The following is a 23,363-nucleotide window of genomic DNA, read 5'->3' as shown; positions in this document are numbered from 1 at the left end:
TTCCACTAGCCCCACGCCGGCCGAAGATTGATGGAAATGCAAAGAGCCCGTCCTATGGAGCAGATAGGACGGGCTCTTTGCTATTTGGTAGGTGGTCCCGTTCCTGCCGGAAGGGAGAGGGCAACAGGAACGAGAACGTAAACGTTGGCGGGCAGGATGGATGGAAGAGGACCCGCCAACGGCGGGTGAGCGCTCAAGCCCTTTCGCGGAGGTGCGGACGCAGGGCGAAAGCTTCAACGCCATCATTACAACTGAACGGCGTTCTCGTTGAAGTGAGCAATTGCAAGCCCCTGGGTGCTCTGCGGGTAACCTGCGGCCTCTTCGGACGTAACCCACTTACCTCCGCTCAACTGAACCCAACCCGAAGCCTGTGCGATCAACGCCGACTCCGTAGCGTGCCTCTCCTGTAGCGACTGAGCGCCGAGGAAGATGTCTCGCTCCGCTAGATACGTCACCATTTCAAGCGACACAAGAGGCGCATTAGCGGGCAACTTCAACTGAGCCAACTTCGGAGACGTCTGTCCCGTGAAGTTGTAGAACGGCTGAAGATTGGCGATCGCGGCCAACTCCCACTTATCCGCAGGGAGTGCAGGGAAGAAGGTGATAGCGATCAGATTCAACAGGTTCACAAGAGGTGCGACGGCCGGAAGGGAGATACGCAGGCGCTTGTACGCGTCGATCGTTTCACGACCCTGACGCTCCCACAGAGCGGGGTTCGCAGCGAACGCATAAGGAACCGCGCACGCATCCGTAGAGATGACGCTGAACTCCTTGTTCACCTTCTTGGCTACGGCGTCGTACAACTCCTCAGCGGAGCCGCGTAGCGTGTTCTGTAGATCCTGATCGAAGTTCCTGCGTAGCTTTCCTAGCGCATCCTGTGCGGTTGGGTTCTGGAACGCAGAGTTGCGCGCGATACGCTCGACAAGGGCCGGAACATCTTCCGGTGTCGCAGCCTCAATCTCAGCCTGCGTGATCTCCTCCACCAAATCATTCAGGTACTTGTCGCGGTTTAGCTTAGCCTGCACGGTAGCGGGGAGCTTGAATCCCAGCGCCTGAGCCTGTGAAATGATGGTGCGGATGTTGTTGCTAATGCTCTGGCCTGTAAGATTGGAAAGGTCGATAGCCATTATGTGTCCTTTGTTGTGTCGTGTGCTTCGTGAAATGACCTTTTCGAGGTCTCATATATTTTCGTAGGAAGTTCGTAGTTCGAGTTCGTAGGCGAAAGGGGTACTGGTGCCCGAATGCTTGTCACAAGCCACGACGCTTGCGTGATCGCGCCTTTTCCTCTTCGGTTCGCGGGTCCAAATCATCGCGAATCCAAGGTGGAGGAACGGTGTCCAACGCCCATTGCCAGCCGTCTACGGGCGCTCCACGATCGAACGCAACGCCCTTGTCCCACTGAGAGCGATATTCGGAAAGCCAAGCGATGCGAGAACACGGAGGGCAAGCGTTCAATGCTCGACCTCGAACCTGTACAACCCGGACGGCCGCTGAGGTGCACTTATCGGTCTTCAGTTCGCACGCCGCCATTACTTATCTCCATTCTTGGGCTTAGCGCGATATGCGCGCATCCGCTCACGCTTGCACGTGCGGCAATGGCGATAATAACGAGAGTCGCGGAGCGTGTTATCTTCCGTGAATTCATGCCCATTCACGCAGGACGTTTCGTGTGCCCAATGACTTGTGCCCGACATTGCAAAATCCAGTTCCGATCCTGTGGCGAAATCTAATTCAAAACCGTACAAAATGAGGCTCCCGCTATACGGGCCGAGTAGGAGGCACCCCCGTGGGGTAATCCCCCCTGGGTGTTTCTCCGAGGTGACGTGCAATTCCTGCGTGTCCTGCACGCTGCAAAACTGCAAAAGCGAAGCGAAAAGCAGAAATGCGAATTGCTATTCTGCACATGTGCCATGCTGATGTGACCATGCAATAGGCAGCGTGTACCTGACGCGCTGTCTCTATTCTCACTCACATTCTCGTGTGCACTTACTGCTATTCCTCACGTGTGCTGTTGTGCCCGACATGTGCACGGTGGGAGGGAGCGGGACACGGGCACAATGAGCAGTGGCCTATGAGTACGTATCTGCTCCGTACGCAATGGCGCGTATTCATGTGCCCGTGAGTCTGCGATGTTGGGGGCTGAGATGCGTAGTGTGCGCCGGGCACTCTCACATATCCCCTACCCCTTTGAGTCGCGTTACTTGATACGTCCACGCTTTGAGGTAGCGATGTACATATCGTAATTGGCGCGACCGTAGTAAAGGTTCTCCAAGCGGGCATCCGTGCTATCGCCGTTCTTGAACTGAACTGACGTTCCCTTAGGGCGCTCTCCAAGGAAGGCGTTGGCGACAAGAACGTGAACCGCTCGCTGTGTCGGCACGCGGTCCTTATAGAGCGTGACCCTTACCCAAGGACGCCTGTCGCGTGGGTTCTTGAATACAGCGGCTGTGATCGCCGAACCGTAGCGACGTACACGGCCCATGTTGCTTACCTCATAGTGGGGGAACTCCGGGATAGAGCGCCACTCTTCAACGGCGTCTGACATGGCTTGCCCCCTTTCATGAGGATATGTTCGGTACCCGGGTATCGATGTTAATAGGAGACTACATTTAGGGGCCGTACTCGAATTTTGTGAATAGGATGCCGGCCTCGGGGTAGTGAAATGTGGTGATGTACGATGCCTGAATGAACAATGCGCCCGCTGTAGATACTGCGCCGTGGTACTTCACGGCCGTAGTCGCTGCAATCACTGCCGGTGCTGCTCTCATCGGTAGCTTTGTCACCGCCTGGATCACGAATAGGGAGGCTAGGAAACGCCTTGAAGCTGACCTCGGTAGCCGCCGAGAAGATGAACGAATAAAGCTGCTCTACGATCGTCGAGTTGCGCTCTACTCGGAAGTTACGAAGTTGCTTGACGAAATATCGACTCTGTACTCGCAAATTGAGAGCGCCTATGTACGCGTTCTGCAAGTCAGCTACATTCCGGACGAGACCAAAGACTCTATCTCCGAACGGATTGCAGATTTAAAGGATATCGGACGTGACTTAGGTGCTGTGATCTACACAGCCTTAATTACAGCTTCAACAGATGTTGTTCAAATCATTCAGCGTATCAAGCGGGATACCTACACCGTCGCAGAACTTATGGAAAGACTGCACTCAGCAAACCGTTGGTCTGAGATGGACTTCGACAAGATTGTGAAGTACCTGACGCATGATCATGGAACGTGCATCGTTTTGATGTCGCGTGACCTGGGTATTGATCGTAGCCAGGAAGACGAGGAGTTGCCGCCCGGGAATACTGCTGACGACAAGGAAGCGATGTTTAAGGCCGCCAAACAGGCAGGCGATGTTTGATGCCCGTGCGATACGATCTTCAGATGAACAACGCGAGCGCTGGGCCATGGTGGTTCACTGCTGTCGTCGCTGGGATCACGGCTGTTACCGCGCTGATCACCGGTCTTACGACGGCTTGGATTACTAATCATTATGCTAGCCGAAGGTCGAACGCCGATCTCCACAACACGCGCTCTCAATTTGAGAAGCAGTTAAATACGCAGCGAGAGCAGTTTGCTGAGCAGATGAGTGCGCAACGCGAGATAGAACAACGTAAGCTTGTACACGAAGCGAGGCAAAAAGCGTACCTAGAGCTTGTTGAATGCTCATATGTCATGTTTAAGTTGACGCGCACCATTGAGTTGAGCGGGGCGCGTGGAATGCCCAGCGAAGACTGGGAGAAGATTGAGCGCTTCCAAAGCGTCACGCTCGCATGTCGTGCGTTAGGCAGTGAACGTGTGCAGAACTTGGCCGACCGGTTGATGAACCGTATTGAACACTTCGGGGAAGCAGTGGGGGAGGCACGCCTAGCCGGGGACCGGCAACCGTTTGATGTGCTTGACGCCTACGAACCTGTCCGGGCTCTCTATGCAGAGGTGGCGAAAGCTGTGCGCGCGGACCTGGGAGTTCTTGATTAATCACGTATCGGCAGGAGGGAGCAGCGGGAGGCCGGCGGGCTGGTGACGCTTTTTCTCTCTGGTGACGCTTTTTGACCCCTCCTGGGAAAAGTCCCTAAGAGTGAACTCTATGGATACTTTTGCTGAGAGGGGTCAAAAAGCGTCACCGATGCCAAAAAGCGTCACCAACGCTCCGTCAGAACTGCTCCGTGTCACGCATCGCGCTCGAACCGCCACCGTCCAGATTGACGCTGATGCCGACGAATCCGCGTCCCTGGGTCTTGTGGCGCTTCTTCTCAAAACCGTTCTCAACCAACAGGTCATAGAACGTATTACGCTTCACGGCCTCACCGCTCATCTCTCGCGAGTCACAAAGGCGCTTGTATGCCGCGTACAACGCAGGGCCTGAACTCCATGCCCCGTCTTCGATCCCCACGAGGTCGCTCTGTAGGAAGTCGTCCAACGGGTTCTGGTCGGCCTTATATTCGCCTGTAGAGTCCTCGATCCCCGGGAGGCTGATCAACGCGCGGTCCCTGTAGAAGTCGACGGAGCCCGAAACCATCCAAGCGAGAATTGCCTTTCGTGCTGCGTCCGACTGCAACACAATAGGCAGCGTCTTGTCCTGCTCATGCGCTCGGAACACACGGTTGAAGCGCACCAATCGCACACGTTCCCACAACGCCAAGCCCTGTGACATGAAACGTGGCTCGTGGTTGGTGACCTGAATGATTTGGAACTGCCTTTCGTACTCAAAAGCCTTGCCGTACAGCTCGCGCCCGACGAGAGTGGTGTCACCGGTCCACTTCTTCAACTCTGCTTCGTCGACACGCATACCCTGATTTGTCTCACTAAGCAAAGCGACACGAACGCCACGCAGGCGGGAGATCTCCGTCTCCTGAGCGTTCCCACCCTGTTCGAGTGCCTGAGTGCGCACGTTGACCATGTACCGGCCGAGTACGGCCTTCACGGCGTCTACGAGCACGCTCTTGCCGTTGCGTCCCACGCCCGCCCACACGGGATAGACATGCACAGACGTTTCACCCGTGATCGCATACCCGAGGAAGCGCTGTAAGTAAGCAGCCATCTCGGGATCGTTCGGGAAGATCTCCCTTAGGAACAGGTCCCAGCGTGAGAACTGCGCATCAGGGTCGTATTCAGTGTCTACGATTCGAGTAAGGTAGTCGTCTGGGCGGTGTGGCAATAGGACGCCCGTGCGCAGGTCGATGGTTCCATTGCGGGCATTCAGGAGGTGAGCGTGGGAATCAAGCTCGCTCATCTTGCGCTTCAAACGGGGTTCTTCTTGGAGCGCAGTTTCCGCCGCAGCCCAAAATGCTGGGCGGTTCCAGTGGTTGACCGTACCCACTTGATCCTTTGAAGGCTCACTGATCAGGCGCAGATCCGACCATGACAGCTTGCACGCTTCCTTGAGTACCCACGTGATCGATTCGACGGACTCCCAAAACGTGCCGTTCCAGACGAACCATCCTGCGGCAGTGTGAATCACCTGTCCGTCAAGCATGTTCGTCAAGCGGTCGATTTGGGCGGCATCGCTTCGTGCCTCTGGCGTTGAGAGGTGATCTCGCGAAGGTGCGTAGTCGAGGTTCACGCGATCATTGATTACGATACGTTCACCGTATGTGCGTGGCTGCACGGTGTTCAACGCACGGTCAATCTTGCCGCTCAGATCCTTGACCGCGAACCCATCGATTGCTGCGAAGTCCCTTTTGATGTCCTGCACGGAGAGGACGTGATCAGGAACGCCGAGAGAAAGTGAAACGCTCGCGAAGATCATGCGTGTTGCTGTGTCATCGCGTTCGCCTTCACTTGCCATTGCTGCCGCTCCAACGTTCTCGCGATGCCAGCGCTGAACGTCTGCGTAGCGCGAAGGGTGCGTCTCGGCAAGAACGCTCGCGGTAGGAACCATATTCTTGGCGGCCGTGACTCCAACCCAAGCGGCAAGAACAGCAGCAGGCAGTTCGACGGGTTCGACGTCATAAATGACATCGTATGCACCCGCAGGCTTCTTTCCTTCGGCTTCACGAACGGTCGTCGGCGCCGCCACGTAACAACCCTTCGAGAGGAAGTCAACGCCCGGCACAAGCTTACCGATCACCTTTGCCAAGGGCTCGACCCCGGCAGGCAATGTGAAGTACAAATGCGTCCCGCCGCTGGGAGTTGCGACAGTGAACGTGTGAGGTAAGTGCCCGAAACGTTCCTCAACGGCTTCAATACTCCCGCCGTTCTGCGGGTCAATGTCGATGACGGCGAGCCCGGAGTGGTCGAGCACAACACCCACTCCGCTCGCCTGAGATAGTCGCTCATGCTCGTAGTCGCCGTGCTTTGTGTTCTGCCACTCCTTTGGCCGTACCTGTCCGTTGATGGGGAACATTGCCCACGCGTGGGCGTCGCTGAAGTCAAGGAACGTCGTGCGATCTGTCGCGGTTGTAGTCATTGATATAGTCTCTCTATGAAAGTGCGCGGAGTCAGTCCGTGCGCGTGTCGTTGTTCGTGTCTCGTAAAGGGCCGTTGTCACTTGGTATTCGTACCGCGTGACAACGGCCCTCTTGTGTTCATGGTTTGAGCCGTCTCATTCATCGTCTTCACAGTCCTCGCATACGGTGTGTTCGTCATCGGTAGTGCCGCTCTGTCCGTACGCGTCGTACGTTCGATATGTCTCGTAGGGATTCATGTCTATGCTCGTGTCTCAATTTGTGTATCTTCGGCCGGCATCGGCCTCAAGGAATTGCAGAATGTGTTCGTGTTCCTGCGCTTCACTTCAACGAGGTACAGCAATACGAAGCAAAGCCCTAATAGTGTGATCATGCGTGCCTACCGGTCAGGCAGTGTTGTAGGGCTTCACGTAGTCGTAGGATCTCGGATTCAAGTTCGCGGGTGCGGTTCCTCGAAGCTTCACGACTTCGTCGCATGGATTCGTCGTGGCAGGTCTTGCAGCGTGTGCGGCTCGCTCCATTCCTGCGCAAGTTGTCCGGGGACTTGGGATGTCCGCAGGCAAAGTTGTTCATGTCTTCTCGATTCTGTGTTGGGTGACACTCGATTGGTAAAAATGAACCCTGCCGTGTGTCAGGCAGGGTGTCTGGTGACATAGATAAACTACATGTCCGGGTACAAATTGTTTGGTGTGCCGAACTTTGGCCCGTGATCAGGCACGATTCCGCGCCGTGGTTCCATTCACGAACCACGTTCCGCACGCGGACACTCTCTCGGGGGCTTGCGCCAACGCTGCCGTCCTTTATCGTCTCGGTTCACGATGCGCTCAGTCATGCCATCACCTCACGCATTACCCGCAACCGCTCAAGAACGGCGGTCACGTCTTCAAGCGCTGTAATCGCTTCGTTCAAGTACTCCGTGGTGATGACGGGAATGCCCTCATCGTTCATCGCCTCAATGGCGCGGCCGAGGGAAACCCGGACGCTGTGCGCCGAGCTCCGGACCTGTTGCATTTCGATGATGAACGTGCGTTCCCGCGTCGTCTCTTCGTAATGCCGCACTTCGTCCGCGATGCCCTCGGGAAGTGATTCACATGAATCATCCCCGTCATCGTGAAGGTCACGGCTTACGGTGCTCTGACTGCTGCCCGTGCTCCGCGCAATCTGCCGCTGTGACATGCCCGCATCACTGAGAGCGCGATGCACTGCGGTTCGCGTGTGGACGTCTCGGATCTTCGTCAGGACGTCGCCGAACTCCTGCTCCCTGTACTCGTCCCACGACGCGTATCCGAGCGTGCGCCAATCCTCTTCCGCGAACGCCTGCGCAAGCTCTTCGTAAGCCGTGCTGAGGCTCAGTTTGATGCGCTCAGCGCGTGCCCGTGCCGACAACACGGGGCTCGGTTCCATGCTCATGTTCGTGTGCTCCCTTCCTGTCTCTGCTCCCTTCCGTGGAGCGCCGTCACCTCTTACTTGTCATTTACGGGAAGGTCACGGAGCCTGGTGAGCGCCAGGGAACCACGTGTGTTCGCTGTGTCACGTACCGTTGCCCGTTGGCCTGCCGGTGATCAGAGACTCCATTGCCGGACGATGTATGTACATGCATGGAAATATGAGCTGGGAGTATGCCGATTGGGAAATATGGTCGAACGCTGATGCATCGCCGTGACGTGGGACGATGCCGTAAATGTGAACTGCGTCACATATGCTGATGCGTTGCCTGTCTACGTATCGCCGATCCCAGTCCGTACAAACGGCGTGGGGTGATCTTGCGAAGCACGTCTCACGGGCCGCGTGAGGGGCGTTCCGGTCGTAACCCGTACCGAGTGTCAGGCGGCGATGTCCGACTGTCCTACGGGCACGACAGAGCCCCGCCGACACGTGCTCTCAGCGGGGCTCTACGTCAAGTCTCAGGCGTCGCGCTTCGGGCGGTTGGGCTTGGGTGCCTCGCCGGAGATCCTCACAACAACACCGTTCACGGTTCCTGCGTTCCCGGGCTTGGTCCACCACGGCCGGTAGGAGTCCCCAATGGCATCCCAACCCGTACGCGGAATGATCTGCAAAGTCGCAGGGTTCATGACGTCCACTCGCTTATTTGAAGGCGTGCGGTTCAGCGTGATGGTGAACCCATCTTTCAACCACCTGCGCCGTGTCGGAAGCTCGGCGGATTCGAGCATCTCCCGTGCCGTCTCGACGATGTGATCGTGAAATGTCATCGTGACGACGAGCGGTGTCATGTCACGGCGTTCGGTATCGAACTCAAGACGCGCCAACTCCAAAGCTTCAATCCGTGCCTTGACCTGTTCCGTCAAGGGGTCCGCTTCACGAGTCTGTGTCTTCGCCAACGCTTCCACTTTGCGCTGTGCGCTCTCCACGTTCTCTTCGTAACCTCGCAATGTGGCGACGACTGCGGCAGGGGTAAGGCCGCTCTTCGCTGCCTCGCTTTGAAACTCCGTCATCGTGTCCCGTGCTGCTTGCAGTTCCTTTTGTGCCCGCTCGAACTCCTCGGCGTTCGTCACTGCGGGATCGTAGCCGCGAATCTCGCTCGACATTTCGTCACGAATCTTGGCGCACAGTAGGGCGTTCAACGCTTCAACGGCTAAGGTGTCGCACCAATCGCGGCTCTTCATTACACAGTTGCTCTTACGGCACGTGTAATACTTGTCCTTCGTGCGCAGCCTCTCGCCGCAAACGCCGCACACCCCAATGGCGGCAAGCAGTGTGTTACTTGTCGGTCCCGGAGACGTTCGACGCTCGGAGTCTGTGAGTGTGGCGTACAGGGCGTAGTAGAGCTCTTCGCTGAGAATGCCCTCCCAGTTGCCTTGCACGGTGTCCTTGCCGACCTTGCGCCTGCCAATGAGTGCGGGGTTCATCAACGCTTTGCGGACACTCTGCCTGTTCCACTTGTTGCGGCGTTCGATCGCCCGGACTCGCCGCGTGTACTCGCGATCCGTTTCGCTCCACTTGTTCAGCTTCGCAAGCTCAGCAAGCTTCACCATCTCTTGCTTGCGATCCTCTGCGGCAAGCGCGTTCCACTCACGCTCAATGTCGCCGAGGTTCTTGTCTCCGGCAACGATCGCTTTAGCTGCGGCCTCAACGGCCTTGGCGTTGCGCTCATGCGGGTATTGAGTGACGGGCTCGCCAGGGTCACGCGGGGGACGATAGAAGCCAAACGGCACGCGTCCGGCGGGGGCGCGTCCGTTACGGATGGAACCTGCGATGCCCTTGCGTGAACGGTTGGAGATGCGGCGCGCCTCTTGCTGAGCGAGGAGTACTTCCAAGCCCAATTGGAAATCGTCCGCAGCGTCTTCCGGGTCGAAGTTGCGGCCCTTTACGTTGATTACAACATTGTGACGTCGGCACGCCTGCGCCAGGTTTTGGTACTCGACCTGTTCACGAGTGCCACGACTCATCTCCGACAGGATGACCATGTGAATGGTTGCACCCTCGCGGTTCAGGGTCGCAATCATGCGGTCCCAATCGTCCCGAACTACGCCACGCTCAATACCGAAGATGCTCGCGCTGTCGGTGTCCTGGAACTCATCGGTAGGCGCAATGGTCACGCCTTCACGGACGGCTGTTTGGTGCGCCTCGCCCTGCTGACGTTCGATGCTCCGTCCGCTCTCGCTGGGGTCATCTGAGATCCGGTAGTACGCGAGCGCGCGTGTCCGCTCCGACGTGACGTCGTCAGGTAGCGTGTTCATGGTCGAGTCCTCGTTTCGCCTGCTCAGAGCACCTGTGTCAGCGTACCCCTGTTCGGTTCTTACAAGGACCAGTACGACCTGGGCTGCGAGTACCGCGGCCTGGCGGACCCGGCGAACGACGAGCTGGTGGTCCGCGGGGACCTGGCGTCCCGCGAGTTCACGGCGTTCTGGCTGCGCGACGGCGAAGTGGCGGCGGCGATGAACGTGAACATGTGGGACGACGGCGACGCGCTGGGAGCGTTGGTGGACGGCCGCGCGAAGGTGACGGCGGAGCAGCTCAAGACGGCGGACCTGGCGTCGCTGGCCTGAGTCGTTCGCGGATCAACGCGTCGAGCCGCCGCCACGCGGGGGACGACGCGTTGACCGCGCCCTGCACCAGCCCCGGGATCGCGGAATCCGGCTCGTACGCGGGCAAATCCGCGCCGTACCGCGCCCGGGTCTCGGCGACGATCCGCGCGGCCAAGGCATCCACGTGCGGGTCGTCCGGTGGCACGTCGTGCAGCCGGTCGTAGGCCAGGAAAACCGCGCGCAGCTCCGGGTCGGCCAGCATCGCCGCCTGGTCGTGGAACGACGCCAGAGCCGTTTCCGGGTGGGTGGCGAACACCAGCGTCCACAGGTCGTTCTGCAGCGCCACCCAACGCTCGCTGAACCCCCAGCCGGGCAGCTCCTCGAGATGGGCCACCACCGGCGGCGGCAAGGGGGAGAGGGTGCCGCTCGCGAGCTGACGGAGCCGCTCGCGGGTGGCCAGCAAGCCGTCGATGCGGGCGGACAGGTCCGCTTCGATCCGCCGCAACGCTTCCCGGTCGCCGTCGCGGAGTTCGCGGATGCGGGCCAGCGGGACGCCCGCCTCGGCGAGCGTGCGGATCTTGATCAGCTCGACCGCGTCGGCGGCGCTGTAGCGGCGGTAGCCCGACGCGTCACGCGGGGGCTCGGGCAGCAGCCCCTTCGCGTGGTACACCCGGATCGCCTTGGTCGTCACCCCGACGTACCCGGCTAGCTGTCCGATGGTGAGCACGCGCCCATCGTCGCACTTGACCTTGCCCCAGGGGCAAGGTCGCACGATGGGGGGCATGACCGACCGCGAAACCCTGCGCGCGCTCGCCGACGCGGGCAACGAGACGGCCCTCGACCGCCTGGCCGACCTCGCCGACGCCCACGGCGACATCGCCGAGCTGAGCGCGCTGCTCGACGAAGGTTCCGAACACGCCGGAGAGCTGCTGACGCGCCGCGCGGTGGCGGCCGCGGACCTCCTGGAGCTGCAGCGAATCGCCGACGCGGGCTACGAGCGCGCGGCCGACGAACTCAAGCGCCTGCTGTCGTCTCCCTCGTGAGTGTTTAGGGCGGTTAGAACCGCCCTAAACACTCACGACAACTCGCGCCGGACGGGTCAGGGCCGTGAACGCCAACAGGGCCAGCAGCGCGAAGCCCGCCATCGTCGCCGCCATCGGGATCGCCGTGCCCGGCCCGCCCAGGCCGACCAGCGGGGTCGCCGCCGCGCCCACCACGAACTGCAGCACCCCCAGCAACGCCGACGCCGAACCCGCCGACCGCGCGTGCGAGGCCAGCGCCAGCGAACTCGCGTTCGGCATCACCAGCCCGATGCTCGACACCAGCAGGAACAACGACACCAGCAGCAGCGCCAGCGGCGCGTGGAAGACCGCCGCGGCCAGCACCGAAATCCCGCCGACCACGCCGAGCAGCAGGCCGGACCGCAGCAGCACGCGCTCCCGGACCCGCCCGACGAGCCGCCCGTTGAGCTGGCCCGCCAGCACGATGCCGACGCCGTTCGCGCCGAACACCACGCTATACGCCTGGGGACTCAGCCCGTACACGCCCTGCAGCGCGAACGACGACCCCGAGATGTAGGCGAACATCGACGCGAACAGCAGCCCGGACGCCAGCGCGTACCCCGCGAACGACCGGTCGAGCGCCAGCCGCCCGTAGGTCCGCATCACCTGGCCGAGCCGCGCCGGGGACCGCGAATCCGACGGCTCCGGCAGGAAGAACGCCACCACGGCCAGCAGCAGCGCGCCGAACGCCGTCAGGACCACGAACACGCCGCGCCACGACGTCCAGTTCAGCAGCTGCCCGCCGATCAGCGGCGCCAGGATCGGGGCCAGCCCGCTCACCAGCATCAGCGTCGAGAAGAACTTCGTCATCGCGGTGCCGGAGAACAGGTCCCGCACGATCGCCCGCGCGATCACGACCCCCGCCGCCGCGCCGAGCGACTGCACGAACCGCGCCGCGACGAGCAGCCACGCGTCCGGGCTCACCGCGCACAGCACCGAACCCACGACGTACAGGACCAGGCCCACCAGCAGCGGGCGGCGGCGCCCGAACGCGTCCGAGAGCGGCCCCAGCACGAGCTGACCCAGGGCCAGCCCGACGATGAACACGCTGAGCGTCAGCTGGACCGTGCTGTCCGCCGCGTGGAGGTCGCCCGCCATCCGGGGCAGCGCGGGCAGGTACATGTCGATCGACAGCGGCCCGAACGCCGTGAGACCGCCCAGGACCAGGACGAACTTCAGCTGCGCGCGCCGGCCGGGCGCGGTACGTTCCGCCGTGGTGGTCATCGGCCTCCTCCGGTCCCTGACCTCGACCAGCGGCCCCGGCCGCGGGACTATTCCGGCTGTGATCGGTGACACGCCGTGCTCGAATGAGCGTGAACCGATACTGATCCGACCAATTTTCCGACAATTCGCCGCTGGCTCTGGATCGAGGCCTGCGACTGCGATATACATCGGATGTCTGGTCGATGTGGGTGAAGGGGATATCCGTGCAGCTTCTGCGCCTCGGGGAACCGGGAAGTGAGCGTCCGTTCGTGCGTGCCGGCGACGGCACGACCTACGAGCTGAGCGGGCTGACCGCCGACATCGACGGCGGCTTCCTCGCCGCGGACGGGATCGCGCGAGCCACCGCCGCGCTCGCCGCCGGGGAACTGCCGAAAGCCGACGTCGAGGCGCTGCGCGTCGGCTCGCCGATCGCCCAGCCCGGCAAGGTCGTCTGCATCGGCATGAACTACCGCCGCCACGCCGAGGAGACCGGCGCGACGCCGCCCACCGAGCCCGTCGTCTTCATGAAGGCGCCGGACGTCGTGGTCGGCCCGGCCGACGACGTCCTCATCCCGCGCGGGTCGGTCAGCACCGACTGGGAGGTCGAGCTGGGCGTCGTCATCGGCAAGACCGCGCGCTACCTGGAGAGCGTCGAGGAAGCCCTCGAGTACGTCGCCGGGTACGTCGTCTCGAACGACGTCTCCGAGCGCGCGCTGCAGTTCCGCACCGCCCAGTGGGACAAGGGCAAGTCCTGCGAGAACTTCAACCCGCTCGGCCCGGCGCTCGTGCCGGCGAGCGAGGTGCCCGACCCGCAGGACCTCGGCCTGCGGCTGTGGGTCAACGGCGAGAAGAAGCAGGACTCGTCGACCAAGGACATGATCTTCAGCGTCGCCGAGATCGTCCACCACCTGAGCCAGGTGATGGTGCTGCGGCCCGGCGACCTGATCAACACCGGCACCCCCGAAGGCGTCGCGCTCGGCCAGCCCGACCCGAAGCCGTACCTGCGCGACGGCGACGTGATCGAAGCTCGAGATCGACGGCCTCGGGCGGCAGCGCCAGACCGCGAGGCAGGCCTGACCATGGCGAAGATCATCGGCATGGAGGTCCTCGACGTCCGGTTCCCGACCTCCCGGGAACTCGACGGCTCGGACGCGATGAACCCGGACCCGGACTACTCGGCCGCCTACGTCGTGCTGCACACCGACGGCGGCCCGGACGGCTACGGCCTCGCGTTCACCATCGGCCGCGGCAACGACGTCCAGGCGGCGGCGATCCGCGCGCTCGCCCCGCACGTCGTCGGCCGGGACGTCCCGGAGGACGCGGCCGCGCTCGGCGACCTGTCCCGCACGCTCGTCGGCGACTCGCAGTTCCGCTGGCTGGGCCCGGAAAAGGGCGTCGCGCACATGGCCGTCGGGGCGATCGTCAACGCGGCGTGGGACCTCGCCGCGCGGCGCGCGAACCTGCCCGTCTGGCAGTTCGCCTCCCGGATGACGCCGGAAGAGCTCGTGTCGCTCGTGGACTTCCGCTACCTGACCGACGCGCTCACCGAAGCCGAAGCCCTCGACATCCTGCGGGCCGCCGAGCCCGGCCGGGCCGAACGCGCGAAGCAGCTCGAAGCCCGCGGCTACCGGGCCTACAGCACGTCCCCCGGCTGGCTCGGCTACGCGGACGCGAAGCTCGTCCGGCTCGCCGAACAGGCCGTCGCGGACGGCTTCGAGATGATCAAACTGAAGGTCGGCGGCAACCTCGAGGACGACGTCCGCCGGATGAAGCTGGCCCGCGAGACCGTCGGCCCGGACATCCGGATCGCCGTCGACGCCAACCAGCGCTGGGACGTCTCCGCCGCGGTCACCTGGATGACCGCGCTGGCGCCGTACGACCCGTACTGGATCGAGGAACCGACGTCGCCGGACGACGTCCTCGGCCACGCGGCGATCGCGAAAGCGCTTGCCCCGATCAAGGTCGCCACCGGCGAGCACGTCCAGAACCGCGTGGTGTTCAAGCAGCTGCTGCAGGCGAACGCGATTTCGGTGCTGCAGCTGGACGCCGCCCGCGTCGGCGGGTTCAACGAGAACCTCGCGATCCTGTTGCTGGCGGCCAAGTTCGGCGTCCCGGTGTGCCCGCACGCGGGCGGGGTCGGGCTCTGCGAGCTCGTACGGCACCTGTCGATGTTCGACTTCGTGGCCGTGTCCGGCACCGACACCGACCGCACCATCGAGTGGGTCGACCACCTGCACGAGCACTTCACCGACCCGGCCGTCGTCGAGCGCGGCCGGTACCTCGCCCCGACCGCACCCGGGTTCTCCGCGCGCATGCACGACGCCACGCTGCGCCGGTTCCGCTTCCCGGACGGTCCCGAGTGGACGGAGACCGCAAGTGAGTGAATTCGAGGGCCTGGTGGCCGCCGTCACCGGAGGCGCCTCGGGCATCGGCAAGGCCGTCGCGGACTTGCTGGCCGAACGCGGTGCGCAGGTGGCGGCGCTCGACCTGAAACCCGGCGACGACGGCATCCGGTGTGACGTCTCCTCCGACGACGAGGTCCGCGCGGCGATCGACGCCGTGATGGAACGCTTCGGGCGCCTCGACATCCTCGTCAACAACGCGGGGATCGGCGCGCAGGGCGACGTCACGGCCAACGACGACGACGAGTGGCACCGCGTGTTCGACGTCAACGTCGTCGGCATGGTCCGGCTCGCCCGCGCCGCGCTGCCGCACCTGAAGAACTCGCCGTCCGCGGCGATCGTCAACACCTGCTCCATCGCGGCCTGGGCCGGGCTGCCCAACCGCGCGCTCTACTCGGCCAGCAAGGGCGCGGTGCTCTCGCTGACCCTGGCCATGGCGACCGACCACCTGCCCGACCGCATCCGCGTCAACTGCGTGTGCCCGGGCACGGCCGACACCCCGTGGGTGGGCCGGCTCCTCGACGCGGCCGACGACCCGGCGGCCGAACGCGCGGCCCTCGCGGCCCGCCAGCCGATGGGCCGCCTGGTCACCGCCGACGAGGTCGCGAACGCCGTCGCCTACCTCGCCAGCCCGCTTTCCGCGTCGACCACCGGCACCGCGCTCGCGGTCGACGGCGGCATGTACGGCCTGCGCCCCCGCGGGCCCGTCCACCACGACTAGAAGACTTCGTTTCCGCTGTCATCAAGGAGGATGCGGTGCGCGCAGTGTCATTCAAAAGCAGGGTGATCCAGGTGGCCGCGACGGCCGCCGTCTGCGGCCTCGTGCTGAGCGCCTGCGGGTCCACAAAGGACAACGCCGCGGCCCCGGCCGCCGGTGGTGGCGCGGGCGGCAAGATCGGGGCCACGGTCCCGCTGCTGACCTCGCCGTTCTGGCAGGCCTACAACAACTACGTGCCGCAGATGGCCAAGGAGGAGGGCGTCGACGTCCTCCCGACGGTCAACGCGGACAGCGACCCGGCGAAGCTGATCACCGACATCGGCACCTTCCTCAACCAGGGCGTCAAGGGCCTGGTCGTGACGCCGCTGGACTCCGCGGCCGTCGTCGCCGGGCTCAAGCAGGCCGAGAACAAGGGCGTGCCGGTGGTCGCGGTCGACGTCGCCCCCGAAGGCGGCAAGGTCGCGATGGTGGTCCGGGCCGACAACAAGGCCTACGGCACCAAGGCGTGCGACGCGATCGGCGAGAAGGTCAAGTCCGGCAAGGTCGTGCAGATCCAGGGCGACCTGGCCTCGGTCAACGGCCGCGACCGCTCGGAGGCCTTCAAGTCCTGCATGGCCTCCAAGTACCCGGGCATCCAGGTGCTCGACATCCCGGCCGAGTGGAAGGCCGACAAGGCGTCCTCCGGCCTGGACAGCATGCTGACGGCCAACCCGGACATCAAGGGCGTCTACATGCAGGCGGGCGGCGTCTACCTGGCCCCGACCCAGCAGGCGCTCAAGCGCAAGAACATGGCGTTCCCGGTCGGCGACCCGAAGCACGTCGTGCTCGTGTCCAACGACGGCATCCCGCAGGAGCTGGCCGCGATCCGCGCAGGCGAGCTGGACGCCACCGTGTCCCAGCCCGCCGACGCCTACGCGAAGTACGGCCTGTACTGGCTGAAGAAGGCCATGGCCGGCGAGACGTTCAAGCCCGGCCCGACCGACCACGGCAGCACCATCGTCGAAGTCAGCCCCGGCATCCTCGAGGACCAGCTGCCCGCGCCGGTCATCACCAAGGCCAACGTGGACGACAAGGCCCTCTGGGGGAACCAGCTGTGACCCCCGTCGTCAGCGCCCGCGGCGTGGGCAAGCGCTACGGCCCGACCGTGGCGCTGCACGACGTCAGCCTGACCGTGCGGCCCGGCGAGTCCCACGCGCTCGTCGGGCGCAACGGGGCCGGCAAGTCGACGCTCGTCTCCATCCTCACCGGGCTGTCCGCCACGGACACCGGGCACGTCGAGTTCGGCGGCGAACCGGCCCCGCCGCTGTCCAAACAGGACGAGTGGAAGGCGCGCGTCGCCTGCGTGTACCAGCACGCGATGGTCGTCCCGCAGCTGACGGTCGCGGAGAACCTGTTCCTCAACCGGCAGGCGGGCGGCGGCTTCGCGATCGGCTGGAAGTCGTTGCGGCGCAAGGCCCGCGAGCTGCTCGACTCGTGGGACGTGCACGTCGACGTCGACACCCCGGCCGGCGAGCTGTCGGTGGAGGACCGGCAGTTCGTCGAGATCGCCCGCGCGCTGTCGTACGGCGCCCGGTTCATCGTCCTCGACGAGCCGACCGCGCAGCTCGACAGCCAGGCCATCGAGCGGCTCTTCGAGCGGATGCGCCAGATGCAGGCGGGCGGGGTGACGTTCCTGTTCATCTCGCACCACCTGCACGAGGTGTACGAGGTCTGCCAGGCCGTGACGGTCCTGCGCGACGCCAAGCACGTGCTCACCGCGCCGGTCGCGGAGGTCGGCCGGGCGGAACTGGTCGACGCGATGACCGGTGAGCCGGGCGGCCTGTCCGTCCGCGACGCCGCCTCCCGCGAGGCGCTCGACGACGGCGCGGCGGAGATCCTGAGCGTCGACGGCCTGTCCGGCGACGGCTTCCACGACGTCTCCTTCCGGCTCCGCCGCGGCGAAGTCGTGGGCCTCGCGGGCAGTAACGCCAGCGGGAAACACCAGGTCGCGGAGACGGTCTACGGGCTGCGGACGCCGTCGGCGGGCACGATCCGCGTCGACGGCGCGCCGTTGCGGCCGGGCGACATCCCGGCGGCGCTGAAGGCGGGGATCGGCTGCGTGCCGCGCGACCGGCACCACGAAGGCCTGGTCCTGGAGCACTCGATCGCCGACAACGCCACCCTGTCCATTTTGGACAAGCTGGGCCGCGGCGGGATCGCGTCGCCGGGCACGCGGTACGCGAAGGCGTCGCAGGCGCTGAAGGACTACGACATCGTGGCCGCGGGCGCCGACCAGCCCGTGTCCGACCTCTCCGGCGGCAACCAGCAGAAGGTCGTGCTGGCGCGGGCGCTGCTGAGCGACCCGCGGGTGGTCGTGCTGATCAACCCGACCGCCGGGGTGGACGTGAAGTCGAAGGAGGCGCTGCTCGCGGTCGTCGACCGGGTGCGCGCCGAGGGCAAGGCGGTGCTGATCGTCAGCGACGAGCTCGACGACCTGCGCCTCAGCGACCGCGTCCTGGTGCTGCGCGCCGGGGCCGTCGTCGCCGAACACCAGGCCGGGTGGTCCGACGGCGACCTCGTGGCCGACATCGAAGGAGTCGAGCTGTCGTGACCGACGTGATGACCGATCCGAAGACGGCGCTGCCCGCGCCACCGCGGCGCCGGAAAGCGGGCTGGCTGCGGGAACTTGCGCTGCTGCCCGCGCTGGTCGTGGTGTTCCTCATCGGCGGCCTGGTCGACGGCAGCTTCGTCGGCTGGAGCAACATCGTCAGCATCCTGACCGCCTCGGCCGCGCTGTCGCTGGTCGTGCTCGGCGAGTCGCTGGTGCTGATCACCGGCAAGTTCGACCTCTCGCTGGAATCGACGATGGGCCTGGCGCCCGCGCTGGGCGCGATGGTCGTCATCCCGGCGGCGTCGGCGGGCTTCGGCTTCGAGCTGCCGGCCGCGGTCGGCCTGCTGGTGATCCCGCTGTGCGGCGCGCTCGTCGGGTTCGTCAACGGCTTCCTGATCGTGAAGCTCAAGCTGAACGCCTTCATCGTCACCCTGGCCATGCTCACCGTGCTGCGCGGCGTGCAGGTCGGCTCGACCGACGGCAAGACGCTGTTCGACCTGCCCGACTCGTTCACCAACCTGGCGACCACGACGTTCGCCGGGCTGCCGATGTCGGTGTGGCTGGCGGCGGTGCTGTTCGCGGTCGCGGGCTGGGTGCTGCGCTACCACCGCGCGGGCCGCGCGCTGTACGCGATCGGCGGCAACCGCGAAGCCGCGCGGGCGGCGGGCGTGCGCGTCGACCGGATCGCGTGGGCGGTGTTCGTCGTCGCCGGGATCCTGGCGGCGATCGGCGGCCTCGCCTACACCGGGTACGTCGGCGCGCTGGGCGCGAACCAAGGGTCGGGGATGATCCTGCAGGTCTTCGCGGCGGCGGTGATCGGCGGCGTGTCGCTCGACGGCGGCAAGGGCACGCTGGTCGGCGCCCTCACCGGCGTCCTGCTGCTGTCGTCGGTGTCGAGCCTGCTGAACTACGCGCACGTCACGGCGGTGTGGCAGGGCGCGATCTACGGCGTCATCATCCTGGTCGCGCTGATCATCGCCCGGTACGCGGGCGGAAAGCCCCAGACCTGACCCCCACCCGGTGATCATCCGACGTGTCCGGTATCCGCGCGGCCGGTCGTGAGTGAATAACAGTGTTAGAACACTGTTATTCACTCACGAGGGGCGAGGAGGTGAGTGCGTGGTGCTACGAAGCTTCTGCGGTGAGGTCGGGGGCCGTCGGGTCGTCCGCGGTGCCCAGGGCGTTGCGCAGCCACTGCTCCACGCCCGCGACGTGCACGGTCGCCCACGAGCGCGCCAGTTCCGGCTCGCGCGCCGCGATGGCCTCGTAGATCGCCGTGTGCTGTTCGCGGGTCTTCGCGACCGCGCCCTCCTGGGTGAGGCCGCGCCAGATGCGGGCGCGGGCGGTCGGCCCGGAGAGGCTGTCGAGCAGGGAGCAGAGGACGGGGTTGCCGGAGCCGTCGGCGATCTTGCGGTGGAACTGCAGGTCGTTGGCGACGAGCGCCTCGACGGTCGGCGAGTCCTCCAGCTCGCCGAGCAGCTCGCCGAGCTCGGCGATGTCGGCGTCGCTCATGTGCAGCGCGGCGAGCGCGGTCGCGGCCGGCTCGAGGATCCGGCGCACGGCCAGGAAGTCGAGCACGGTGTCGTCGCGGTGGAAGTCGACCACGAACGTCATCGCGTCGAGCAGCAGGTTCGGCTCGAGGCTGGTGACGTAAGTGCCGTCGCCCTGCCGGACGTCGAGCACCCTGATCAGGCACAACGCCTTCACGGCCTCCCGCAGGGAGCTGCGCGAGAGCCCGAGCCGCTGGGCCAGCTCGGCCTCCTTCGGCAGCCGGTCGCCCGGCGCCAGCTCGCCGGAGATGATCATGTCCTTGATCTTGTCGATCGCGACATCGGTGACGGGCATCGTGACCGCCCTCCCTGCAACAGACCTCGGATGTTTCGGTACCCAGCGTGCCATGTCCCGGCGAAGGAGTGGTGATGACCCACGGACCCGCACCGCAAAGAGTGGCGTTGCATACCCGGCTCAAGCCCGGCAAGGAGGCCGAGTACGAGTCGGTCCACGCCGTCATCCCGCCCGAGCTGGACACCGCGCTGCGCGAGGCCGGGGTCCGCACGTGGCGGATCTGGCGTAACGGACTCGACCTCTTCCACGTCGTCGAAGTCGACGACTACGCGGCGATGCGCGCGGCACTGCGGGACCACCCCGCGAACGTGCCGTGGCAGGCCCGGATGGCCGAGCTGCTGGCCGTCGAAGACGACTACTCCGGCGACGACACCGGCATCGGGCTGGTCTGGGAACTGCCGGTGAAGGAGTGACGGCGTTGGAAATCCCCCTGTCCCCGCTGGGCCTCGGCTGCGCACAGCTGGGCAACCTCTACCACGCGATCAGCGACGAGACCGCCGCGGCGACCGTGCGGCGCGCGTGGGACGAGGGCATCCGCTACTTCGACACGGCGCCGCACTACGGGCTGGGCCTGTCCGAAACCCGCCTCGGCGCGGCACTGCGGGCGTTCCCGCGCGAGGAGTACGTGCTGTCCACGAAGGTCGGGCGCGTGCTGGAGCCGAACCCGGGCGGCGCGGGCGCGCGCGACGACCAGGGCTTCGCCGTCCCGGCCGCGTACAAGCGCCGCTGGGACTTCAGCCGCGACGGCGTCCTGCGGTCCTTCGAGGACAGCCTGACGCGGCTCGGGCTCGACCGCGTCGACATCGTCTACGTCCACGACCCCGACGACCACTTCGAAGAGGCGCTTTCGGGGGCGTTCCCCGCGTTGCGCGAACTGCGGGACCAAGGGGTCGTCCGCGCGTTCGGCGCCGGGATGAACCAGGCCCCGATGCTGGCGGACTTCGTCAAGCGCACCGACCTCGACGTCCTGCTCGTCGCCGGGCGGTACACGCTGCTCGACCAGCCCGCCCTCGACGAGCTGCTGCCGCTCTGCCTCGACCGCGGTGTCCGGGTGGTCGCCGGGGGCGCGTTCAACGGCGGCATCCTGGCGACGGCCGAGCCGGGCGGCTTCTACGACTACGCCGAGGCGCCGCCCGAACTGGTCGAGAAGGCTCGCCGGATCGCGGCGATCTGCGCGCGGCACGGCGTCGAGCTGCCGGAAGCCGCGCTGGCGTTGCCGATGGCGCACCCCGCGGTGGCGTCGGTCGTCGTCGGCGCGCATGATCCTTCGCAGGTCAGCGTCAACGCCCGGCGCGCGCGGGCCGCGGTGCCGTCGTCGCTGTGGACCGAGCTGGTCGACGCGGGGTTGCTGCGCCCCGACGTCGTGATCGCCGAAGGAGTCGCATGATCGACGCGCACCACCACCTGTGGGACCCGGCGCGGCGCGAGTACCCGTGGATGGCGGGCACGGCGCTCGACCCGATCCGCCGTCCGTACACAGTGGACGACCTGCGCGCGGTGACCAAGGCGGCCGGGGTGCACGCGACGGTGCTGGTCCAGACGGTGTCGTCGCCCGAGGAGACGGCCGAGTTCCTCTCGATCGCCGAGGCCGAGCCGGTGATCGCGGGCGTGATCGGCTGGGAGGACCTCGAGGCCCCGCAGATCGCCGACCGGCTGGCCGGGCTGACCAGCCCGATAGTCGGCATCCGGCACCAGGTGGAGAACGAGCCGGACGACGAGTGGCTGCTGCGTCCCGCGGTGCTGGCCGGATTGCGGGCGGTGGCTGCCGAGGGCCTGGTCTACGACCTGCTCGTGCGTACCTCGCAGCTGCCCGCGGCGGCGACCCTCGCGGGACGCCTGCCGGAGTTGCGGCTGGTGCTGGACCACGCGGCGAAGCCGCCGATCGCGGCGGGGGAGTGGGAACCGTGGGCGTCGGGCGTGGCCGCGCTGGCGGCGCACGAGAACGTCGTGTGCAAGCTGTCCGGCCTGGTCACGGAGGCGGACTGGACCGGGTGGGAGGTCGGGCACCTGCGCCGGTACGTCGACCACGTGCTGGACGTGTTCGGCCCGGCCCGGCTGCTGTTCGGCTCGGACTGGCCGGTGTGCGAACTGGCGGCGTCGTACGAGCTGGTGCTCGACGCGGCGATCTCGCTGACGGGCTCGTTGTCGGACGCGGAGCGCCTGGCGGTGTTCGAGCACAACGCGCGGGCGGTCTACGGCTTGGATGCGGGCGGGGAGACCTCTTCCAGGGGGTAAAAGAGGTGTCCCCGCCCGCCGCTGGGGTGGTCTAGAACTCTTCGTCCCGGATCATTCCGCGCAGCCGGGTGAGGGCGCGGTGCTGCGTCACGCGGACGTTGCCCGCGGAGATGCCGAGCGCCTCGGCCGTCTCGGACGCGGAGAAGCCGACCGCGATGCGCAAGGTGAGGATTTCCTGCTGCACTCGGGGGAGGGAAGCGAGCAGCCGGCCCAGGCGGGCGCCGAGGTCGAGGCTCAGCGCGCGGGTCTCGGGCTCGTTGCCGACCAGCGGGCGCTCGGGGAGCTCGGGGACGGGCTCGGAGCGGTCGCGGGCGACGGCGCGGTAGGCGTCGGCGACCTTGTTGGCGGCGATCGCGTGGACCAGGTAGAGGAAGGAGCCGCCGCGGTCCTGGTAGTCGGGGAGCGCCTTGAGGACGGCGAGGCAGACTTCCTGGGCGACGTCGTCGGCGGAGAGGTAGGAGAGGTCGCGGCCGCCCATCCGCGCGCGGCAGTAGCGCACGACGACCGGCTCGATCATCTGGAGCAGCGAGTGGATGGCGGCCGGGTTGCCCTCGCCCGCGTCTTTGACGAGGGGGTCGAGGTCCTCCTTCGTCAGCCGCCCACTCGGCCGGGGCAATGACTCCGGAGTGCGATAATCGCGAACGACGGAGGCGGATTTCTCAGTGGTCCTCGGCGGTGCTGTCATGGTCGTCTCCCCGGCCGACCCTCGACCGTCGCTGCCGGGGGCTCCAACTCTCCGTAGCGGTTTGGTCGCAGATGCTCCGGAAGATCCGAGCTGACCTGCGCTCCGTGCGACGCAGCGTAATCGTAAGCACCTCCCCGGCCGTCAGTCCAGATTTCAACGACTAATACCCCGTTAGCAGCAGCGGTCGTGATGTTCCCGCGACCAGGCGCGGCACATTGCGATTAATCGGTTTCAG

The 23,363-nt window shown here is 65.2% G+C and carries 20 protein-coding genes and 2 pseudogenes; 13 read left to right on the top strand and 9 right to left on the bottom strand.

The window, feature by feature from the left end; genetic code table 11:
• Positions 1 to 245: 245 nt before the first annotated feature.
• Both QP939_RS01730 and QP939_RS51750 read right to left on the bottom strand, forming a co-directional pair.
• The gene (locus QP939_RS01730) at positions 246 to 1,127 is read right to left on the bottom strand and encodes a hypothetical protein (RefSeq protein ID WP_285454710.1); all 882 of its coding nucleotides are present in this window, start codon (positions 1,125 to 1,127) and stop codon (positions 246 to 248) included.
• 1,070 nt (positions 1,128 to 2,197) lie between these two features.
• A complete protein-coding gene (locus QP939_RS51750; protein ID WP_352250053.1) occupies positions 2,198 to 2,545 on the bottom strand; it encodes an HNH endonuclease in 348 nt (115 codons plus the stop codon).
• Between the two features lie 140 nt (positions 2,546 to 2,685).
• On the opposite strand from QP939_RS51750, the gene QP939_RS01725 reads away from it, so the two are divergent.
• On the top strand, positions 2,686 to 3,357 hold the full coding sequence (locus QP939_RS01725) for a hypothetical protein (protein WP_285454709.1): 672 nt from the start codon (positions 2,686 to 2,688) through the stop codon (positions 3,355 to 3,357).
• Positions 3,358 to 3,380: 23 nt separating this feature from the next.
• The gene (locus tag QP939_RS01720; RefSeq protein ID WP_285454708.1) at positions 3,381 to 3,974 is read left to right on the top strand and encodes a hypothetical protein; all 594 of its coding nucleotides are present in this window, start codon (positions 3,381 to 3,383) and stop codon (positions 3,972 to 3,974) included.
• Between the two features lie 175 nt (positions 3,975 to 4,149).
• Here QP939_RS01720 and QP939_RS01715 read toward each other — a convergent pair whose 3' ends face one another.
• The 3 genes from QP939_RS01715 to QP939_RS01705 all read right to left on the bottom strand — a co-directional run bounded on the left by QP939_RS01715 (position 4,150) and on the right by QP939_RS01705 (position 10,101).
• On the bottom strand, positions 4,150 to 6,405 hold the full coding sequence (locus QP939_RS01715) for a phage/plasmid primase, P4 family (RefSeq protein WP_285454706.1): 2,256 nt from the start codon (positions 6,403 to 6,405) through the stop codon (positions 4,150 to 4,152).
• Positions 6,406 to 7,231: 826 nt separating this feature from the next.
• Positions 7,232 to 7,813 (bottom strand): hypothetical protein, encoded by a 582-nt coding sequence (locus QP939_RS01710; protein WP_285454705.1) that lies wholly within the window; start codon positions 7,811 to 7,813, stop codon positions 7,232 to 7,234.
• A gap of 494 nt (positions 7,814 to 8,307) precedes the next feature.
• Positions 8,308 to 10,101, bottom strand: a complete 1,794-nt coding sequence (locus tag QP939_RS01705; protein ID WP_285454703.1) for a recombinase family protein — start codon at positions 10,099 to 10,101, stop codon at positions 8,308 to 8,310.
• A gap of 60 nt (positions 10,102 to 10,161) precedes the next feature.
• Between QP939_RS01705 and QP939_RS01700 the strand changes: the two are divergent.
• Positions 10,162 to 10,410, top strand: a pseudogene (locus QP939_RS01700) (oxidoreductase C-terminal domain-containing protein); the annotation flags it as partial.
• On the opposite strand, the gene QP939_RS01695 reads toward QP939_RS01700, so the two are convergent.
• Positions 10,379 to 11,116: a MerR family transcriptional regulator gene (locus QP939_RS01695; RefSeq protein WP_285454701.1), complete on the bottom strand. Its 738-nt coding sequence runs from the start codon at positions 11,114 to 11,116 to the stop codon at positions 10,379 to 10,381. The pseudogene QP939_RS01700 and the gene QP939_RS01695 overlap by 32 nt on opposite strands.
• Positions 11,117 to 11,171: 55 nt before the next feature.
• Here QP939_RS01695 and QP939_RS01690 point away from each other — a divergent pair, with 55 nt between their 5' ends.
• Positions 11,172 to 11,432, top strand: coding sequence for a hypothetical protein (locus tag QP939_RS01690; RefSeq protein WP_285454700.1), 261 nt, complete (start codon positions 11,172 to 11,174; stop codon positions 11,430 to 11,432).
• A gap of 24 nt (positions 11,433 to 11,456) precedes the next feature.
• Here the strand turns inward: QP939_RS01690 and QP939_RS01685 are convergent, their stop codons facing one another.
• Positions 11,457 to 12,674, bottom strand: coding sequence for a multidrug effflux MFS transporter (locus tag QP939_RS01685; protein WP_285454699.1), 1,218 nt, complete (start codon positions 12,672 to 12,674; stop codon positions 11,457 to 11,459).
• A gap of 203 nt (positions 12,675 to 12,877) precedes the next feature.
• Between QP939_RS01685 and QP939_RS01680 the strand changes: the two are divergent.
• From QP939_RS01680 to QP939_RS01655, 6 genes and pseudogenes are all read left to right on the top strand, one after another.
• Positions 12,878 to 13,730 (top strand): annotated as a pseudogene (locus tag QP939_RS01680) (fumarylacetoacetate hydrolase family protein).
• Positions 13,731 to 13,732: 2 nt separating this feature from the next.
• Positions 13,733 to 15,037, top strand: a complete 1,305-nt coding sequence (locus QP939_RS01675) for an enolase C-terminal domain-like protein (protein WP_285454698.1) — start codon at positions 13,733 to 13,735, stop codon at positions 15,035 to 15,037.
• Complete coding sequence (locus QP939_RS01670) at positions 15,030 to 15,776, top strand: SDR family NAD(P)-dependent oxidoreductase (RefSeq protein ID WP_285454697.1); 747 nt, start codon at positions 15,030 to 15,032, stop codon at positions 15,774 to 15,776. The genes QP939_RS01675 and QP939_RS01670 overlap by 8 nt, the downstream gene beginning before the upstream one ends.
• A 62-nt stretch (positions 15,777 to 15,838) precedes the next feature.
• Positions 15,839 to 16,870: a sugar ABC transporter substrate-binding protein gene (locus QP939_RS01665; protein WP_285459615.1), complete on the top strand. Its 1,032-nt coding sequence runs from the start codon at positions 15,839 to 15,841 to the stop codon at positions 16,868 to 16,870.
• A complete protein-coding gene (locus tag QP939_RS01660) occupies positions 16,867 to 18,363 on the top strand; it encodes a sugar ABC transporter ATP-binding protein (RefSeq protein WP_285454696.1) in 1,497 nt (498 codons plus the stop codon). Before QP939_RS01665 ends, QP939_RS01660 begins: the two co-directional genes overlap by 4 nt.
• Complete coding sequence (locus QP939_RS01655; protein WP_285454695.1) at positions 18,360 to 19,373, top strand: ABC transporter permease; 1,014 nt, start codon at positions 18,360 to 18,362, stop codon at positions 19,371 to 19,373. The genes QP939_RS01660 and QP939_RS01655 overlap by 4 nt, the downstream gene beginning before the upstream one ends.
• Positions 19,374 to 19,488: 115 nt before the next feature.
• Here the strand turns inward: QP939_RS01655 and QP939_RS01650 are convergent, their stop codons facing one another.
• Positions 19,489 to 20,208 carry a FadR/GntR family transcriptional regulator gene (locus QP939_RS01650; RefSeq protein ID WP_285454694.1) on the bottom strand — a complete coding sequence of 240 codons (720 nt, stop codon included), beginning with the start codon at positions 20,206 to 20,208 and terminating at the stop codon, positions 19,489 to 19,491.
• 74 nt (positions 20,209 to 20,282) lie between these two features.
• Here QP939_RS01650 and QP939_RS01645 point away from each other — a divergent pair, with 74 nt between their 5' ends.
• Genes QP939_RS01645 through QP939_RS01635 form a run of 3 tightly spaced genes read left to right on the top strand, consistent with a single transcriptional unit; the run spans position 20,283 to position 22,443 of the window.
• Positions 20,283 to 20,621, top strand: coding sequence for an L-rhamnose mutarotase (locus QP939_RS01645; protein WP_285454692.1), 339 nt, complete (start codon positions 20,283 to 20,285; stop codon positions 20,619 to 20,621).
• Between the two features lie 5 nt (positions 20,622 to 20,626).
• Entirely contained in the window at positions 20,627 to 21,595 is a 969-nt protein-coding gene (locus QP939_RS01640; protein WP_285454691.1) for an aldo/keto reductase, read from the top strand.
• The gene (locus QP939_RS01635; RefSeq protein WP_285454690.1) at positions 21,592 to 22,443 is read left to right on the top strand and encodes an amidohydrolase family protein; all 852 of its coding nucleotides are present in this window, start codon (positions 21,592 to 21,594) and stop codon (positions 22,441 to 22,443) included. The genes QP939_RS01640 and QP939_RS01635 overlap by 4 nt, the downstream gene beginning before the upstream one ends.
• A gap of 31 nt (positions 22,444 to 22,474) precedes the next feature.
• Here the strand turns inward: QP939_RS01635 and shbA are convergent, their stop codons facing one another.
• Complete coding sequence (gene shbA / locus QP939_RS01630; protein WP_285454689.1) at positions 22,475 to 23,128, bottom strand: RNA polymerase sigma factor ShbA; 654 nt, start codon at positions 23,126 to 23,128, stop codon at positions 22,475 to 22,477.
• Between the last annotated feature and the right edge of the window lie 235 nt (positions 23,129 to 23,363).

The organism is Amycolatopsis nalaikhensis (genome assembly GCF_030264295.1).
In the GTDB taxonomy this organism is placed as follows: Bacteria; Actinomycetota; Actinomycetes; order Mycobacteriales; family Pseudonocardiaceae; genus Amycolatopsis; species Amycolatopsis nalaikhensis.
Note: the sequence above shows the minus strand (reverse complement) of the source record. Positions and strands in the feature narration are given on the sequence as shown.

What these genes read in the sequence shown, in the direction of transcription:
- QP939_RS01675 (WP_285454698.1), top strand. Translation starts at nt 13,733, where the DNA reads ATGGCGAAGATCATCGGCATGGAGGTCCTCGACGTCCGGTTCCCGACC.
- QP939_RS01690 (WP_285454700.1), top strand. Translation starts at nt 11,172, where the DNA reads ATGACCGACCGCGAAACCCTGCGCGCGCTCGCCGACGCGGGCAACGAG.
- QP939_RS01710 (WP_285454705.1), bottom strand. Translation starts at nt 7,813, where the DNA reads ATGAGCATGGAACCGAGCCCCGTGTTGTCGGCACGGGCACGCGCTGAG.
- QP939_RS01650 (WP_285454694.1), bottom strand. Translation starts at nt 20,208, where the DNA reads ATGCCCGTCACCGATGTCGCGATCGACAAGATCAAGGACATGATCATC.
- QP939_RS51750 (WP_352250053.1), bottom strand. Translation starts at nt 2,545, where the DNA reads ATGTCAGACGCCGTTGAAGAGTGGCGCTCTATCCCGGAGTTCCCCCAC.
- QP939_RS01705 (WP_285454703.1), bottom strand. Translation starts at nt 10,101, where the DNA reads ATGAACACGCTACCTGACGACGTCACGTCGGAGCGGACACGCGCGCTC.
- QP939_RS01720 (WP_285454708.1), top strand. Translation starts at nt 3,381, where the DNA reads ATGAACAACGCGAGCGCTGGGCCATGGTGGTTCACTGCTGTCGTCGCT.
- QP939_RS01645 (WP_285454692.1), top strand. Translation starts at nt 20,283, where the DNA reads ATGACCCACGGACCCGCACCGCAAAGAGTGGCGTTGCATACCCGGCTC.
- QP939_RS01715 (WP_285454706.1), bottom strand. Translation starts at nt 6,405, where the DNA reads ATGACTACAACCGCGACAGATCGCACGACGTTCCTTGACTTCAGCGAC.
- QP939_RS01730 (WP_285454710.1), bottom strand. Translation starts at nt 1,127, where the DNA reads ATGGCTATCGACCTTTCCAATCTTACAGGCCAGAGCATTAGCAACAAC.
- QP939_RS01635 (WP_285454690.1), top strand. Translation starts at nt 21,592, where the DNA reads ATGATCGACGCGCACCACCACCTGTGGGACCCGGCGCGGCGCGAGTAC.
- shbA (WP_285454689.1), bottom strand. Translation starts at nt 23,128, where the DNA reads ATGACAGCACCGCCGAGGACCACTGAGAAATCCGCCTCCGTCGTTCGC.
- QP939_RS01685 (WP_285454699.1), bottom strand. Translation starts at nt 12,674, where the DNA reads ATGACCACCACGGCGGAACGTACCGCGCCCGGCCGGCGCGCGCAGCTG.
- QP939_RS01725 (WP_285454709.1), top strand. Translation starts at nt 2,686, where the DNA reads ATGAACAATGCGCCCGCTGTAGATACTGCGCCGTGGTACTTCACGGCC.